At 64.1% G+C, this 14,945-nt stretch carries 10 protein-coding genes; 3 read left to right on the forward strand and 7 right to left on the reverse strand.

Annotation, left to right across the window (positions count from 1 at the left end; translation table 11 throughout):
- Positions 1–2: 2 nt before the first annotated feature.
- Together F3J44_RS27310 and F3J44_RS27315 are read right to left on the reverse strand one after the other, a co-directional pair.
- Entirely contained in the window at positions 3–1,718 is a 1,716-nt protein-coding gene (locus F3J44_RS27310; RefSeq protein WP_167277581.1) for a prenyltransferase/squalene oxidase repeat-containing protein, read from the reverse strand.
- Positions 1,715–3,031, reverse strand: coding sequence for a phenylacetate--CoA ligase family protein (locus F3J44_RS27315; protein ID WP_167061222.1), 1,317 nt, complete (start codon positions 3,029–3,031; stop codon positions 1,715–1,717). The genes F3J44_RS27310 and F3J44_RS27315 overlap by 4 nt, the downstream gene beginning before the upstream one ends.
- Before the next feature lie 296 nt (positions 3,032–3,327).
- On the opposite strand from F3J44_RS27315, the gene F3J44_RS27320 reads away from it, so the two are divergent.
- A complete protein-coding gene (locus tag F3J44_RS27320) occupies positions 3,328–4,704 on the forward strand; it encodes a 3-deoxy-7-phosphoheptulonate synthase class II (protein ID WP_167277582.1) in 1,377 nt (458 codons plus the stop codon).
- A gap of 32 nt (positions 4,705–4,736) precedes the next feature.
- Positions 4,737–5,924: an MFS transporter gene (locus tag F3J44_RS27325; RefSeq protein ID WP_167277584.1), complete on the forward strand. Its 1,188-nt coding sequence runs from the start codon at positions 4,737–4,739 to the stop codon at positions 5,922–5,924.
- Positions 5,925–6,233: 309 nt separating this feature from the next.
- Here F3J44_RS27325 and F3J44_RS27330 read toward each other — a convergent pair whose 3' ends face one another.
- Together F3J44_RS27330 and F3J44_RS27335 are read right to left on the reverse strand one after the other, a co-directional pair.
- The gene (locus F3J44_RS27330; RefSeq protein WP_167061214.1) at positions 6,234–7,373 is read right to left on the reverse strand and encodes a glycerate kinase; all 1,140 of its coding nucleotides are present in this window, start codon (positions 7,371–7,373) and stop codon (positions 6,234–6,236) included.
- A gap of 110 nt (positions 7,374–7,483) precedes the next feature.
- Entirely contained in the window at positions 7,484–8,581 is a 1,098-nt protein-coding gene (locus F3J44_RS27335; RefSeq protein ID WP_167277586.1) for a sugar diacid recognition domain-containing protein, read from the reverse strand.
- A gap of 162 nt (positions 8,582–8,743) precedes the next feature.
- On the opposite strand from F3J44_RS27335, the gene F3J44_RS27340 reads away from it, so the two are divergent.
- Positions 8,744–10,072, forward strand: coding sequence for an MFS transporter (locus F3J44_RS27340; protein WP_167061209.1), 1,329 nt, complete (start codon positions 8,744–8,746; stop codon positions 10,070–10,072).
- Between the two features lie 58 nt (positions 10,073–10,130).
- Here the strand turns inward: F3J44_RS27340 and F3J44_RS27345 are convergent, their stop codons facing one another.
- From F3J44_RS27345 to F3J44_RS27355, 3 genes are read right to left on the reverse strand one after another with little or no spacing between them, the layout of a single operon-like run.
- Positions 10,131–11,648: an S-type pyocin domain-containing protein gene (locus F3J44_RS27345; RefSeq protein WP_167277587.1), complete on the reverse strand. Its 1,518-nt coding sequence runs from the start codon at positions 11,646–11,648 to the stop codon at positions 10,131–10,133.
- A gap of 33 nt (positions 11,649–11,681) precedes the next feature.
- Positions 11,682–12,194 carry a DUF6392 family protein gene (locus F3J44_RS27350; protein ID WP_167277589.1) on the reverse strand — a complete coding sequence of 171 codons (513 nt, stop codon included), beginning with the start codon at positions 12,192–12,194 and terminating at the stop codon, positions 11,682–11,684.
- Entirely contained in the window at positions 12,191–14,779 is a 2,589-nt protein-coding gene (locus F3J44_RS27355; protein WP_167277591.1) for an S-type pyocin domain-containing protein, read from the reverse strand. The genes F3J44_RS27350 and F3J44_RS27355 overlap by 4 nt, the downstream gene beginning before the upstream one ends.
- Positions 14,780–14,945: the final 166 nt, after the last annotated feature.

Genomic DNA, 14,945 nt, shown 5'->3' on the forward strand with positions numbered 1-14,945 from the left:
CCTTACGACAGCTGCAGGCTGGGCAACTGCTGGCGCTGGCCGCTGGCGAACGCCTGCAGCAGGCGCCCCAGGCAGGCTGACAGCGCGTCTACCCCTTGCAGGAACAGCGGCGACCAGGCGTGGCCTGCCTCGCTGTGCACCTTGTCGAGGAACACGCCCAGGTGCGCCAGGTCCACCGGCAAGCCGAGGTCGCTGGCCAGCGCCACGGCCTGGTAAGTGCTGAGCAAATCGGGAATGCGTTGCCCCTGGTTGGCAAAACCGCCCTGGCGCACCTTGTGCGCGGCCAGTAGCTGGGCGGCGGCTTCGCGCACGTCATGGCCCACATGGGCCAGGCAACTCAGGGCCTGCAGGCCGGCGCGCAGTGAGCTGTCGCCCCCCGGGAACGAGGCGTAACCCTGTGCTTGTCGGCAGCTTGAGACATAGCCTTCCAGGGCCTTGAGGTCGACACCGCTGGCGTCGCCCAACTGGCGCAGGATCGACACCGCCGAGGCGGTGGACACCATGTCCGAGCCGCGCCCTTCCCAGAAACCGAAACCACCGTCGGGGTTCTGCAACGACGCCAGCCATTGGCCGATCGCCCGGCGCGGCCGCGGCTGCCCAGCGAACGCACCGGCCGCCAGGCCCCAGTTGGTGCAGCGCACTTCTGCGCCACGGCCCGGCATGTACATGATGCCCGGCTCGTTGGGCATCTGGCAGCCTTCGATCCAGCCCAGCGCCGCGGCCTGTTGCGCCGCCGTCAGCGCCCCGCCCAACACGGCAGCGGCGCTGCTCAGCACATCGGCGGCGCTGTCGGCACGGCGGTAGGTGTAGCCACCCTGGGGCATCGCCAGGGTGGCGATATAGGCGGCCACCTTGTCTGCCAGGTGCGCGACCGGCTCACCCAGGGCCTTGAGCGAGCCCACGGCACAGAACGCCGCCCACACATCCTCACCGTCATAACCGGCCCAGCGCACGAAGGCGCCGGTCGGGCCGCGCAGGCCGTCGATCCATGCCACGCAGCGGCTGCGCTGCAACGGTTGCGCCTGCAAGGCCGCAAGGCTGGCGGTGGCGCGATAGGTCGCCCACAGGCACGGTACATCCGCCGCTTCGCTGAAACGGAAACCGCCGCAATCCTGCTGCTGCGCTTGCAGCCAGCCAACCAGGCGTGGCACATCCCAGCGCGGTGCCGGCAAACCCTGGCGGGCCAAGGCGCGGGCCGCCATCACGCCGTAGAAACAGGCACGGGTATCGGCCAGGTCGCGCCGGGCGAAGTCGGCAGACCAGCTCAACCCGCCGTTGGCACATTGCAAACCGTCGAGCCAGGTGTACAACGGCTCGGCAGCCCGCACCCGGCCCTGGCACACCTCGATCAAGGTGCGCAGCGCATAGTGGCTGGCCCAGACGTCGGCGGTCTGGCCCGGGCACATGGCATAGGCGTCACCGTCGAACAGGGTGTGGATCCACTCGGCGGTGTCTTCGCGGCGCTCGACCGCCACGCCCAGGTCGTGGAGCGTTTCGGTGCAATAGAACGTGGCCCAGGCATCCGATGGCATGCCCTTGCTCCAGGCAAAGCCACCGTCGCGGTTGCGTCGCGACTGGATGTACGCCTGCAAGGCCGGGGCGTCGGCACCGTCCAGGCGCTCGACCCAAGCCAGGCTGCGGATCGCGGCATAGGTGCACCACAGGTCTGGCTGGCCATTGCCCAGGCCTTGGCCGCCGGGAAAACGCGGCGCCGTCATGGCTGGCCTCCCACGAAACGCAGGTTGGTCTTCTTCCAGCTCTTTTGCGAAGCGCCACTCTTGTTCAGCGCCGACAGGTTGTTGACGAACAACACCCGGCTCCAGCGCAGGCCCATGTGCTGCTCGGAGCGTTCCAGCAGGCGCGCCAGCAAGTGCTCCTCCTGGCTGCTGTCCCAGTTGACGTCACGTTCCAGAATCAGCGCCGCACTGTCGCTTTGCCGATCCACCTCGATGACATACCCGGTGGCGTCGCAGGTGCCATACACCACCTCCTCGACCGCACGGATTTCCAGGTCGACCCCGGCCACCACGATGCTGTCGCTGTCGCGGCCATTGATCAGCAGGCTCGGGCTGGCGCGCCCGGGGTCCCAAGGTGCGGTGATGGTCACGCTGTCGCCGGTGTCCAGGCGCAGCAAGGGCCGTGCGTGCAGGTTCAGAGGGGTGACTACGAGGCGCCCGGTCAGGCCTTCGGCCGGGGTGACCAGGCTGCCGTCGGGCAGCAGCAGTTCGAAATAGTTGGTCGCCGTGGCCAGGCGCATCTGCTGGTCGTCCCCCACTGCCGCAAGGGTGCCGGTTTCGGTGCTGCCGTAACTGGCATCGAATACCTCACATTGCCACCAACGCGCCAGCCGCTCACGAAACGGCCGGGTGTTGACTTCGCCCAGCAGCATGATCGAGCGCACCGACGCGGCGAACACCTGCAACAGCTCGCGCTGCTTCAAATAGCGGGTCAGTTGCACCAGTACCCCCGGGGCGATGAACAGCACGGTCGGGCGGTAGGTGTCGAAGGTCTTGCACACGCGCTCCCAGTCGGTGATACCCGTGGTGAACGGGTACAACCGCACATGGGACACGTCCAGGTACTCGCACACGTTGGCAATCAGGTCGCCGACCGGCACGATGTCCGATGGCATCAGGTTGGCCACCCGCGCACCGGGGCGCAATACCGAACGCCAATGGCTGGCAACGCTCACGGCGTTCCAGATGATGTCCTCTTTCAAGCGCGGGGTGGGCGTTGGTTCACCTGTGGTGCCGGTGGTGGCGTAGTACTTGGCAGCATCGCCCAGTTCCACGGTGCAGAACTTCAATGGCTCGCGCTTGAGCAGCGACTTTGCCGTCGGCGGCAATGCCCTGAATGCATCAAAGCTGTATTGGCCAATATCACTGTAGTGGGCGCTCTGTTGTGCTCGCATCCATACAGCTTGCAACTTGCGTTCATAAAATGCGGCGTCGGGGATGTGCCCCACGTGCAGCTGAAGCTCGCGTTCCGCGTCTTTCAGCACGCCGTAATCCTGGTCGCTGTGAACTAACATCGACTCGCCCTCTCGAATAAACAGGGCAGAGAATTGGCGAGCGACGGGGCCAAGTAAAATACTAATTTGCAACCAGCGGTGAGAGTCACAAGGTATTAATCACCCCTTGAAACGGACAAATACGCACCGCTCAGTAAGCCTATTCTGCCCAGAACTGAGGAATCGTTCCCAATTTTCGGTGACATATCAGACAAAGATATATTTGGTATTTCCCAAGCCGTGTTCGCCCTGCGCACTATCGCCCTCACCTGCTCCTCGGCCAGAACGAGCGATGACCCTCTCAGGAGTGACACACCATGCTGCCCCCTTCCGCTGCCGTGCCGTTTGCCCAGGCCACCTGGGCCATTGATTCGTGGCGTGGCTGCCCGGCCCTTCAGCAACCGGCCTACGATGACCCGGCCGCCGTACGCCAAGTGCTCGACACGCTTGGGCAACAACCGGCACTGGTAGGTGCCGAACGCATCCTGCAACTGCGCTGCCTGCTCGCCGAAGCCCAGCAGGGGCGGCGCTTCGTGCTGCAGATGGGCGATTGCGCCGAGCGCTTCGCCGACAACACCCTGGTGCGCACTACCCGGCAAGTGGCGTTGCTGCAGCAGATGAGCCAGGTGCTGATGCATGGCCTGCAGTTGCCCGTCGTGCAAATCGGCCGCCTGGCCGGGCAATATGCCAAACCACGGTCCAGTGATATGGACCAGCGCAACGGTGTGAGCCTGCCGGCGTACCGCGGTGATATCGTCAACCATGCCGCTTTCAGCGCCGATGCCCGGCGTGCCGACCCCCAGCGCATGCTGCAGGCCCACGCGCATTCGGCCCTCACCCTCAAGCACCTGCAGGCCCTGCACAAAGCCGGCATCGACAACCTGCTGCAGGCCGGGCAATGGTCACTGGGCTGGCTCGACCAGGCGGCGGATGCGCCACGCCTGCGCGCCCTGCTGGACGAGGTGCACGGCACGCTGCGCTTCATGCGCACCCTGGCCAGTTCCCAGCCAGGGGAATTTTTGTACCGCGAGCTGTACGTTTCCCACGAAGCCTTGCTGCTCGAATACGAACGGGCACTGACCCGCCAGCACGCCGATGGCCGCTGGTTCAACCTTGCAACCCACCTGCCCTGGATCGGTTTGCGCACGGCCCAACCCGACGGCGCCCACGTCGAATACTTGCGCGGCCTGGCCAACCCGTTGGCCGTAAAAGTCGGCCCCGACACCGACACCACGCAGCTGCTGCAGCTGCTTGAACGGCTCAACCCGCACAACGAACCGGGCCGCCTGACCCTGATCCACCGCATGGGCCCGCGCTTGCACCAACGCCTTGGCGCACTGATCGATACCGTCAAGCTGCACGGCGCCAAGGTGCTATGGCTGTGCGACCCTATGCATGGCAACACCCGTACCCTGCCCTGCGGCACCAAAACCCGAGCGTTTGACGACATTCTTGCGGAAATCGCCGCTGCCTTTGCGGTGCATGCCCGCCACGGCTCGACCCTCGGTGGATTGCACCTGGAAGCCACCGGTGATGCGGTCACCGAATGCCTGGGCGGCGCAGCCGGGTTGCAGCCAGCCGACCTTGGCCGGCGCTACCTGAGCCAGGTCGACCCACGGTTGAACGCCGACCAGGCCATGGAATTGGCCTTGCGCGTCAGCCTGGATGCCAGCAACTGGCAACAGCACCCTTGAACCCTACGATCACGGAAGAATCAGTAGCCACCATGCCTATCGTCATCTATGTGTTTTCCCTGTGTACCTTCACCTTCGGCCTGTCGGAGTTCGTGGTCGCTGGCCTGGTGTCGGCCATGGCCGACGACCTCGGCCTTTCTACCACCGCGGTGGGCTCGGCGATCGCCGCCTATGCCCTGGGCGCCGCCATCGGCGCGCCCCTGCTGACAGCTGTGCTGCTGGGCTGGCGTGAGCGCAGCAGCCTGCTGCTGACCTTGGCGGTGCTGGCCGCCGGCAGCCTGGCGTTCGCCTGGATCGAGCCGTTGTGGGCCGTGAACCTGGTGCGTTTCGTGATTGGCCTGGCCCACGGCGTGTTCATGGCGGTAGCGGCGGATGTGGCGGTCAAGCGGGTCGATGCTGCGCGTGCAGGCCGCGCCCTGTCATTGGTGTGGCTCGGTTTGACCCTGGCCCTGGCGCTGGGCGTACCGGCCGGCACGCTGCTGGGCAGCCTGTGGTCGTGGCGGGCGATCTTCGTCGCCCTCGGCGTGCTTGGCCTGTTCAGCCTGCTGGGGCTGTGGCGCCTGATGCCGAGCGAGGCGGCGCCGCGAGTACCCGCCGGTGGGCGCATGGCGGGCCTTGCCGCGCTGATGCGGCGGCCCGTCCTGGCGGCTGCGGCTATCGCCATGCTGGTCAGCGTGGCGACCTTTTCGTTTCTGACCTACGTGTCGCCGTTCCTGCTGGAGGTTACCCAAGGCAGCGTGCATTTGCTGAGCCTGGCGATGCTGATGTTCGGCGCAGCCACCCTGCTCGGCAACCTGCTTGGCGGGCTTGGCGCAGACCGCTTCGAGGCAGGGCGTTGCCTTCAGGTAGCGCTGGCGGGGCTTGCGGCCAACCTGGCCCTGCTTTACGTGGGCCGGGAAACGCCTTGGGCAGTGGTCGCCCTGATCGGCTTACTGGGGGCGCTGTTCTTCGCCATCGTTACCTTGTCGACCCTGCGCCTGATCGGCCTTGCCAAGCAGATGGCGCCCCACGCCACCGGAGTGGCCTCGGGCCTGAGCATCGCGGCGTTCAACCTGGGCACGGCGCTGGGCGGTGGCCTGGGCGGCTGGGTGATCGAGCGGCTGGGCTTGGGCTACCTGCCACTGGCCAGCGTGGCGGCGGCGCTGGTGGCCTTTGTGCTGGCGCTTCCGGCGGCATCGCCGGCAGGCCGGCTTCCCCACAAAGCCCAGCACGTATCATAACGCTATGATTTAACGCATATTTCTGTAGGAGCGGGCTTGCCCCGCGAAGCAGGCAACGCGGTGCATGGCACCGGCTTCGCCGGTGTTCGCGGGGCAAGCCCGCTCCTACGGAACAAATCGTAACTATCTGATTCAAATGGTATTTCTGTAGGAGCGGGCTTGTCCCGCGAAGCAGGCAACGCGGTGTATGGCACCGGCTGCGCCGGTGGTCGCGGGGCAAGCCCGCTCCTACAGGGCATTGCGGCGCGGCTGCTGGCACTGTTCCCTGCGCGACAGCGCAGCCCGTAGGGCTGGGTGATCTCCTACAAGTCAAACCTGCTTTGCGCAGCGCCACAACCGCGCCACATCGCATGCCCTGGCCTGCAACAGTTGCGCGGCATCGGCGCAGGCCTGCTGCAACGTCATCGGCCCGCTGGCCAGGGCGAACGCCGCATCGATGCCATGGGCATACAGCTGCTGGTAACCCTCGCCCAAGGTGCCCGCCAGCACCACCACCGGCACCCCATGGCGCTTGGCCACCCGCGCCACACCCATCGGGGTTTTGCCGCGCAGGGTCTGGGCATCGAAGCGTCCTTCGCCAGTGATCACCAGGTCAGCACCCTGCACCAGGGTGTCGAGGTCGGCCAGTTCCGCCACCACTTCCACCCCAGGGCGAAAGCGCGCGCCCATGAAAGCCTTGGCGGCGAAGCCCATGCCGCCGGCTGCACCGCAACCGGGAAACGCGCGAACGTCCTCACCCAGCAGCACTGCACAGTGGTCGGCAAAGTGGCCCAGGGCCTGGTCCAGGGCCTGCACCTGCTGGGCATTGGCGCCCTTCTGCGGACCGAAGATCGCCGAGGCACCCTGGGGGCCGCACAGCGGGTTGTCGACATCGGCGGCCACCTCGACCTGAACCTGCGCAAGGCGCGGGTCGAGCGCGCTGGCGTCGATACGGGCGAGCCGGCTCAAGGCCAGGCCACCCTCTTCCAGCGCCTGGCCGTCGGCATCCAGCAAGCGCATGCCCAGGGCGCGCAGCATACCGCTGCCGCCGTCGTTGGTGGCGCTGCCACCAATGGCCAGGACGATACGCTGGGCGCCGGCATCGAGCGCTGCCTCAATCAACTCGCCAGTGCCCCACGTGCTGCTGCGGCAGGCGTCGCGCTGGCCACTGGGCACCAGCTGGATACCACTGGCCTGGGCCATCTCGATCACGGCGGTGCGGCTCTCTGCCAGCCACCCCCAGCCGGCCTCGACACGTTGCCCCAGGGGCCCACGCACGGTCTGCCGGCGCAGCTCACCGTGGCTTGCGGCCAGAATCGCGTCCATGGTGCCTTCGCCACCATCGGCCATTGGGCACTCGACCAGCGTGGCCGCCGGCCACGCCTCGGCCAGGCCGCTGGCGATGGCACGGGCGACGCCGGCAGCATCGAGGCTGTCCTTGAACGAGTCGGGGGCAATGACGATCTTCATGGGGTTCTCCTGTCCAGATAAGCGGCATGCTGACAGCTGTCTGGCGTAGAGGCCTTAGTCGAATGCACAAAAGCCAGGAAGCGTTATTTGGGCAATTGCCTTTTTGCGGATCAATCGGCCGGCAGCAACTGCAAACCCAGGTACAGGCTGAGCATGCCTTCCAGGCGCAGCGGGTCTACCTCGCCCAGTTCGGCCACCCGCTCCAGGCGGTAGCGCAGGCTGTTGCGGTGGATGCCCAAAGCATCGGCGCAGGCCTGGCTCTGGCCGTCGTGGGCGCACCAGGCACGCAGGGTGGCCAGCAGCTGGCCGCTGGCGTCCCTGGCGCGGATGCGCTGCAGCGGTTCGAGCAGTTCGTCCAGGGCATCTTCATGGCGATGGCGCCAGAGCAGCGCAGGCAGGCGATAGCGGCTCAAGCTCAACAACTGCGCCTGGGGCAACACTTCGCGGCCATACGCCAACAGGTCGCGCACCCGCCGGTAGCCCCGGCGAAGTTGTTCCAGGCTATGCGCCGCGCAGCCCAGCGCCAGGCGCTCAACCTCCCAACCATGGCGTTGCAGGCGCTCGACCAGGCGCGCTTCGTCCAGCACCAACCCTGCCGGGCGGCACCACAACAACGACTCGCGTGCGGGGCTTACGCACCAGCTGTCGGGGTAACGGTTCAGCAGCCAGGCCGACAGCGCTTCGGCAGGTGGGCCGCTGCGCAACTCGAACAGGCACGGCACCCGTGGCAGCTGGGGTTTAAGCCCCAGTTGCCGGGCCTCGTCGAGCAGCCGTGGCGAATCACCGCTACCGCCCAACAGCAAGGCCAGCAAGTCGTCGCAGCGCTGGCGCCGCCATTGCTGCTCCACCTGCAAGTGGCGCTGGGCCACAAGCATCTCGGCGGTCATGCGCACCAGCTCACCATAGGTGCGCAACTGCTGCGGTTCGCCGGTCAGGCCAAGCACGCCGATCAGCCGGTCATCGAGCATCAGCGGCAGGTTAACCCCCGGCTGCACGCCCTTCAGGCACTTGGCGGCATCCTCATCCAGTTCCACCACCCGGCCATTGGCAAGCACCAGCTGTGCGCCCTCATGGCGGGTATTGATGCGTTCAGGCTCGCCACTGCCCAGGATCAACCCCTGGCTGTCCATGACGTTGACGTTGCATGGCAGAATAGCCATCGCCCGGTCGACGATTTCCTGTGCCAGGTCGTGGTCCAGTTCGAACATGCGGCGATCCTTGTACGGTGAGGTTTTGTTCTGCGGCACAGCGCCCGGCAGCATACGCTGTGCAAACGCACAAAGACAGGTGCGCCGTACTCCCTGAGACTCCACGGAGCGAGCGCCGGCACAGGCGACGCGGCAACAACCATAACAACAGAGATCCCGATCATGGCACACAGCCCAGCCCCTGACCAAGGCACGGACACCACCCGCAACGCGCTGTACCGGCGCATCACCTTGCGGCTGATTCCGTTCATTTTCATCTGCTACCTGTTCAACTACCTGGACCGCGTCAACGTCGGCTTTGCCAAGCTGCAGATGCTCGACGCGCTGAAATTCAGCGAAACGGTGTACGGCCTTGGCGCCGGCATCTTCTTCATCGGCTACGTGCTGTGCGGCCTGCCCAGCAACCTGGCGCTCAACCGCTTCGGCCCACGGCGCTGGATTGCGGCGATGATGATCGCCTGGGGCAGCCTGTCGACCTGCCTGCTGTTCGTCACCACTCCGACCGAGTTCTACACCTTGCGGCTGCTGACCGGCGCCGCCGAGGCCGGGTTCTTCCCTGGCGTGGTGCTGTACCTCTCGCGCTGGTTCCCGGCTGACCGCCGTGGCCGCATCATGGCCCTGTTCATGTCGGCGATCCCGGTATCGGGCCTGCTTGGCGGGCCATTCTCCGGCTGGATTCTCGAACACTTCGCCGCCGGCCAGCATGGCCTGGCCGGCTGGCAGTGGATGTTCCTGATCCAGGGCCTGCCAACCGTGGCGTTGGGCGTGCTGGCGATCAAACTGCTCAGCGACGGTTACCAGAAAGCGGATTGGCTGAGCCCTGCCGAACGCCAGCTGATCGCCGCCGACCTTGCCGCCGACGCTGCCAGCAAGCCCAATACCACGGGCGACAGCGTGCTCGCGGTGCTCAGCAACCCGCTGATCTGGACCTTCGGTTTCGTGTATTTCTGCATCCAGAGCGGCGTATACGCGATCAACTTCTGGTTGCCGTCGATCATCAAGAGCATGGGCTTCGACAACCCGCTGCTGATCGGCTGGCTGAGCGCCATCCCGTACCTGCTGGCGGGGGTATTCATGATTCTCTGCGGGCGCTCGGCAGACCTGCGTAACGAACGCCGCTGGCATTTGGTGGTGCCGATGCTGATGGGGGCCGTCGGCCTGTTGATCGCGGTCAACTTCGCTGGCAACCCGACCATCGCCATTCTTGGCCTGTCGATCGCCACCATGGGCGCCCTCACCGGCCTGCCGATGTTCTGGCCGATGCCAACCGCGCTGCTCAGCGCCAGTGCCGCCGTGGCGGGCCTGGCGATCATCAACTCGGTGGGCCAGATGGCCGGCTTCCTCAGCCCGTACCTGGTCGGGTTCATCAAGGACCAGACCGGTTCGACCGACGCGGCGCTGTATTCGCTGGCGGCATTGATCGTGGTGGGTAGCTTGGTGGCCTTGCGGGTATCGCGGGCCGGTGCACTGAGCACTGCAAGGGCCGATTGAGGATTGATGTAGGCGCGACAGCCTGTCGCGCCTACATTGACCACGTCAGACTGGGGGGCTAAAGCTCTCGACGGTCCCTGAACATAAGGTAGAGGGGCGTCAGGCCGGAGTCTGCAGGGAATACGACGATGTAATCATCGAACTGCACCTGCGCAAGGTCTGCGAAACGCGCTTCCGAGGGCACCTCGGGAATGCGCAGAAACCCAATTGTCGGGGGCTGCCAGTGGTCCAGCAGTTTGTGAGGGCTGCGCCCTTTCTGCCATAACACAGTTACCGGCCCGCCACCGTCAGTGCTGAAGGCGAATGCCTGACGCGCAGCATCCCAATCCGCCGGGCGCACCCTTACCCGCGAAGCAACAGTGCTTCCCTGGGTAGAGGTAATGAGCACGTGGGAGTAACGGGTGAACGGCTTGACGCCGGTAGTGGCTGGGCCGCTGGCTGGGCGCAACGCGCTACACAGGCGTACCGGCAAATCCACCTCGGCCCGCTCCGCCGCCAACGCCTCCCAGTCCGAGCGCTCGTTGTCGAGCATTTCATACAATGGCACCGTTACCGCAAAACGAGGGTCGTCGCTCGGGGTGCCCAGCACGAACTGAAGGATATCGGCATGGGTGCCTGGATGTTCACCGTGTGCGGAAGTTGCCTGCCATTCCATTTCTGCCACAGCGGAGCGAACGCTCTTTATCAACGGGTGCTGCTGCTCGGAAATTTCACGAGACAAGCCCTGCGCCGTGAGCAGTGCCGGATGAAGCGTTGCCGTCGCAGCTGCAGCGGCCAAGGTCAATGGGCCATGGCCCGGGCCGGTGCCCGTGGCTCTGGCCAATTGGGCAACCCGGGCTTCCAGGCGTTCGATCAACTCTACGCCACGGGCGAACATGCCCGGGTGGCGTGCCTGCGCAGCGGCCAGGGCTCCGGCATGACGCTGGCTGCCAGCAGTGATTTCTTGCAATAGCACGGCCTGGATAGCGGCGTTATAGAACGGGCTCGTGGCCTCGCGAACGGCAGCTTGATGGGCGTTTCTCACCCCCATCTCCAAGCGCTGAAGCTCATACACGGCGCGCTTGGCCTGGTGCTGGACCGTGACCAGCGTACGCAGAGCCTCTACGCTTAGGGCCAACTGTTGCTCTGGCGTGCTACCTGCCGGGTCAGCGGCCAGGGACCGCTCTAAAGCATCGAGTTGCTGACTGGTCTGCAACTCGGCAGCATGGACCTCTGCTATCAATTTGCGCCCGTTTTCCAAGTTGCGGGTGGACAACTGGTTGGCACGCTGCTCGCGGCTGAGGGTTTGGTGAACGACCGGGGGTTGCAACAACTGATCTTTGAAGGCCGCCTGGCCATTTTGCCGATACCACCACTTGATCGTCTCGACGATGTGCTGGGGGGAGTTCCGCGCGACGTCATCGAGCAAATTCGGATAGAACAGCAAATCGCTACCGTCGGGGTGGCCGACAATCTGGTTGAAGTGGGTGATCCACTCATTATGTGAGGCTTGGTCGGCCTCAAGCTGCCATATGGCTTCTACAAACCCGAGAAAGGCAGGTTCATCGTACTGGTTCAGGTGGGGTCTGATATCCATAATTTTTACCTTTTTTTACTTTAAAGGGTATTTTCAGCTATCAATAGACCACTGAAACTCATTACGGTCCCGATCGTAACCAGTCTCCTTCACAGAAAAACACAGCCTAATTACATTCATGAGCACATCATATTCAAAGATAACACACAGCTTTTCGTATTCACCGCCCGCTATATCAAACTCATCCCAGCCGCCGCTTTTGCCCAGGGACGCTGGTTTTTCATAGGGGGACTGCGACTGAATTGGCTCACCAAAAACACTCAATGTCATTGCCCGACTTAAACACTTAGCATAAGGCTCGGGGAGCTCATGCGAATAGACTGATGACGAAGTAGCCTTCTCGGCGAGCGAAATCGTCAATGCCTCAAAGCGTTGATCTTCGGCCCAGAAACGTAGTTCCAGGCCTGGCATAATTTCCCTATAAATGGATAAGGCTCCAGGATACACCTCGATGAACTCACCAGGCGGTAGGCCCCCCTGCCGGACCAGCTCGTCATGAGGTTTACCCAGGCCTGTTAAGTATGCGCTCAGTTTCTCAGGTGTCATTTGGATATTCCTTTCTTTTGGTGAAGAGCGTGCAGCTCCCTTCGAACCTGTTCTATTTCGTGCTCACTGAAACCATATTCCAATAGCCCAGGCCTCAGCGCATCTATATTACTATCAACAGCCGCACGCAAATCTGAAGCATCTTTTAACTGTCTCTCTACACTGTTCCTACCGCCATAAGTCTCACTATATTTTCTATGTACCGCTGCAGGAATCACTACACTCGGGGCGGTTTCCAGCAAAAACTTGATCTCATGCGCTTCCAACATGCGATTATTTTTAACCAAAAATCGTTCGTATGCTTTCCGCGATACAATATGATCCACATCCATTCGATCATTAATGCTCCTACGCGCAAGATCCCTGTACTCTCCAACCTCCAAAGGCTTCGCAGGCTCATTATTCACCACCCCAGGTGCGGGCAGATCGGTGTCGCCGCCGAATCCTGGGATTATGGCTCCGGTTTCACCCGGATTCTCGCCCGGAAGTATTTCAAGACTTGGCCCCACCGGATCGGTGGCTGTGCCCGGCAGCATCCCGGGCAGCTGCGGCGCTTGCGGCAACCCCGTCGGGCCGAGCAGTTCAGCGCCTGGCGCTACCAGCGGCGTCCAGGTGCGGGTGGGTTGGCCTGGAACGGCGGTTGAATCGAACGCCAAGGCCACCTGGGTGCTGAACCAGGGTTGGAACGGCTGGATCGCCGTCAGCACACCAGTTGTGTCAGCCGGCGGGTGAATCCTGATCTGGTCGAGGTTGTACAGCCCGGCGCCAACACCCACTGCTGCCACATGACGCAACTCGAACGCGCGCCGTGCGCCGCTCCAACTCGCCTTCGCTGCGATGGGCGCAAATCCGCTCAAGATTCGGCGCTGGTTCAGCTCATCAAATTGCCCGAGCAGGCCTTGGTCCGCTGCAATGGCCCGCCAGACCGCGCTTTCAAAGGCGTCCATTTGCGTGAACAACCGACCACGCAACTGGTTGCCAACCTGCTCAGGCAGGGCAACCCCGGCAGCGGCCCTGTTGCCGGGCCACCAGTTACCTGCCGCCACCTCGCCCCTGCCACTGACGACACCGGTTCCGGCCGCTGGCACTGTGAACGAGAAGTACTGAGGAGGTTGGCCGGGTATGCAGACAATGCAGTCGTCAAACCGCAGGTCCATGCCCGCGCCAATAGCGCTTACCTCCGGCTCAAGTGCAAGCACCCTGCCGGCGGGAGCGCTTACCGCAGGCGCCGCTGGGCCACCCAGGACGATGGATTTGCCTGCGGGTGTCTCGGCCTGTACTCGGTAGGTTTCGGTAAGCGGGTCGAAAACGGCATTTCTGACCCGAACTTCGGGGGAAATCTCGCTGCCTGTCGATGCCACCGCGATGCCAGTGCCTGCCGCCAGCTGCTCAACCCTGATGCGACTGGCAAGGCGCGCCGAACCGCCCGCATCGGCAATGGCCTGCAAATCCTGCCCGGGTTCCACACCTAGCAGGTCGGCACCTACACCCACACCCTCCAGGCGCTGCCGACGCTGCTCGGCGGTCAGCTCGCCATCGCCCAGCCTCGGTGAATACACCATGGCCGAGACGAACAGGCGTGCCTTTGGCCCAACCCGGATCGCAGTAACCCTGGCAAGCTCGATGCGCGCATTGAGCATGGCCTGGGAAATGGCGTTGGCGAGCTCCAGCGCGACCCGCGCTCCGCTATGGGTCAGCAAAACACCGCCGGCGTTAGCTGCGGCAACGGGCGCGCTGAGCGTCGCAGCCTCAGCCAGCCGCTGCAGGCGCCGATCCTCGTCGGCCTTTTGCTTGTGATCAACCCGTGCTTCGCGCTGTACCGCGTACTGGCGCTGCTGCTCCCAAAGTGCCTCTCGCTGCCGCCATAGCTGCGTCTGCGTGGCATGCTCAGCCAGCAAGTCGGCCGAGCGCTGCGACAACTGCCGGATGGCCTCCTCCAGCAGCCGCGCTTGATGAGCTGCCGTGTAGGCTGCTTCCCAGTCACGATGCAGTTGCTGCATCTGCTCGGCGGTGGCCAGCCCAGCCAGCCGTGAGGCATAGCTGCTTGCGGTTGCATCGACACCCGCAAAGGCATTGGCCAGGGCTTGATACTCGGCCAGCGCGGGTTGCTTGGCGGCAATCAGCCCTTGTATTTCGTTACGCGCCTTGGTCAGCAGGTAGAGTTGCCAGCGCTCGCCACCTTCATGGTTCGGACGTGTGCGGGCGGCATCGATCTCGCTCTGCAGCGCCTGGGCCAGGCCTTGCGCCTGGGCGGCGTAGTGGGTGTCGAGTTGAGCGCGGCGGTTATCCCGCGCCTGGTTGAAGGCCGCCATGCGTTCTTGCTGCGAGCGGGCCAGCGCTTGGGCATGTGCAGCAGCTGCCGCCGCCTGGCGTGCCTGGTCTTCGGCCTGTGCTTGTGCAAGCGCAGCCGCGCGAGCCCTCGCCCGCTTCTTGCGGCGCCGGCGGCTGGACCCACCGAAACCGCCGCCGAAGCCACCGCCACCGCCAATGCTGAAAAAACCACCCCCGCCGCTGCTGGAGCCCGAGGAGCCTGGGGTGATGACGACTTCACCCGTGGAATTGTCGTTGAGTGTGTTTTGAGCCATACAGATTCTCCTTCTCTGTAGGGCTCAGGCTGATGTTTCGAACGTCGTCGATTGCGTTACATATCTATTGGTTCTTGTTCACTTCTTTCAGCATGTTTCCATTTGGCGGTTGTGCTGCATGGGCCGGCCTCATTGCGGGCAAGCCCGCTCCTACAAGGCTGGCGTT

The sequence above is a fragment of the Pantoea sp. Tr-811 genome, from assembly GCF_011752535.1.
GTDB lineage: Bacteria > Pseudomonadota > Gammaproteobacteria > Pseudomonadales > Pseudomonadaceae > Aquipseudomonas.

Excerpts from the sequence above, each read along its gene's own strand:
- F3J44_RS27310 (WP_167277581.1), bottom strand. The coding sequence starts at position 1,718 with ATGACGGCGCCGCGTTTTCCCGGCGGCCAAGGCCTGGGCAATGGCCAG.
- F3J44_RS27315 (WP_167061222.1), bottom strand. The coding sequence starts at position 3,031 with ATGTTAGTTCACAGCGACCAGGATTACGGCGTGCTGAAAGACGCGGAA.
- F3J44_RS27320 (WP_167277582.1), top strand. The coding sequence starts at position 3,328 with ATGCTGCCCCCTTCCGCTGCCGTGCCGTTTGCCCAGGCCACCTGGGCC.
- F3J44_RS27325 (WP_167277584.1), top strand. The coding sequence starts at position 4,737 with ATGCCTATCGTCATCTATGTGTTTTCCCTGTGTACCTTCACCTTCGGC.
- F3J44_RS27330 (WP_167061214.1), bottom strand. The coding sequence starts at position 7,373 with ATGAAGATCGTCATTGCCCCCGACTCGTTCAAGGACAGCCTCGATGCT.
- F3J44_RS27335 (WP_167277586.1), bottom strand. The coding sequence starts at position 8,581 with ATGTTCGAACTGGACCACGACCTGGCACAGGAAATCGTCGACCGGGCG.
- F3J44_RS27340 (WP_167061209.1), top strand. The coding sequence starts at position 8,744 with ATGGCACACAGCCCAGCCCCTGACCAAGGCACGGACACCACCCGCAAC.
- F3J44_RS27345 (WP_167277587.1), bottom strand. The coding sequence starts at position 11,648 with ATGGATATCAGACCCCACCTGAACCAGTACGATGAACCTGCCTTTCTC.
- F3J44_RS27350 (WP_167277589.1), bottom strand. The coding sequence starts at position 12,194 with ATGACACCTGAGAAACTGAGCGCATACTTAACAGGCCTGGGTAAACCT.
- F3J44_RS27355 (WP_167277591.1), bottom strand. The coding sequence starts at position 14,779 with ATGGCTCAAAACACACTCAACGACAATTCCACGGGTGAAGTCGTCATC.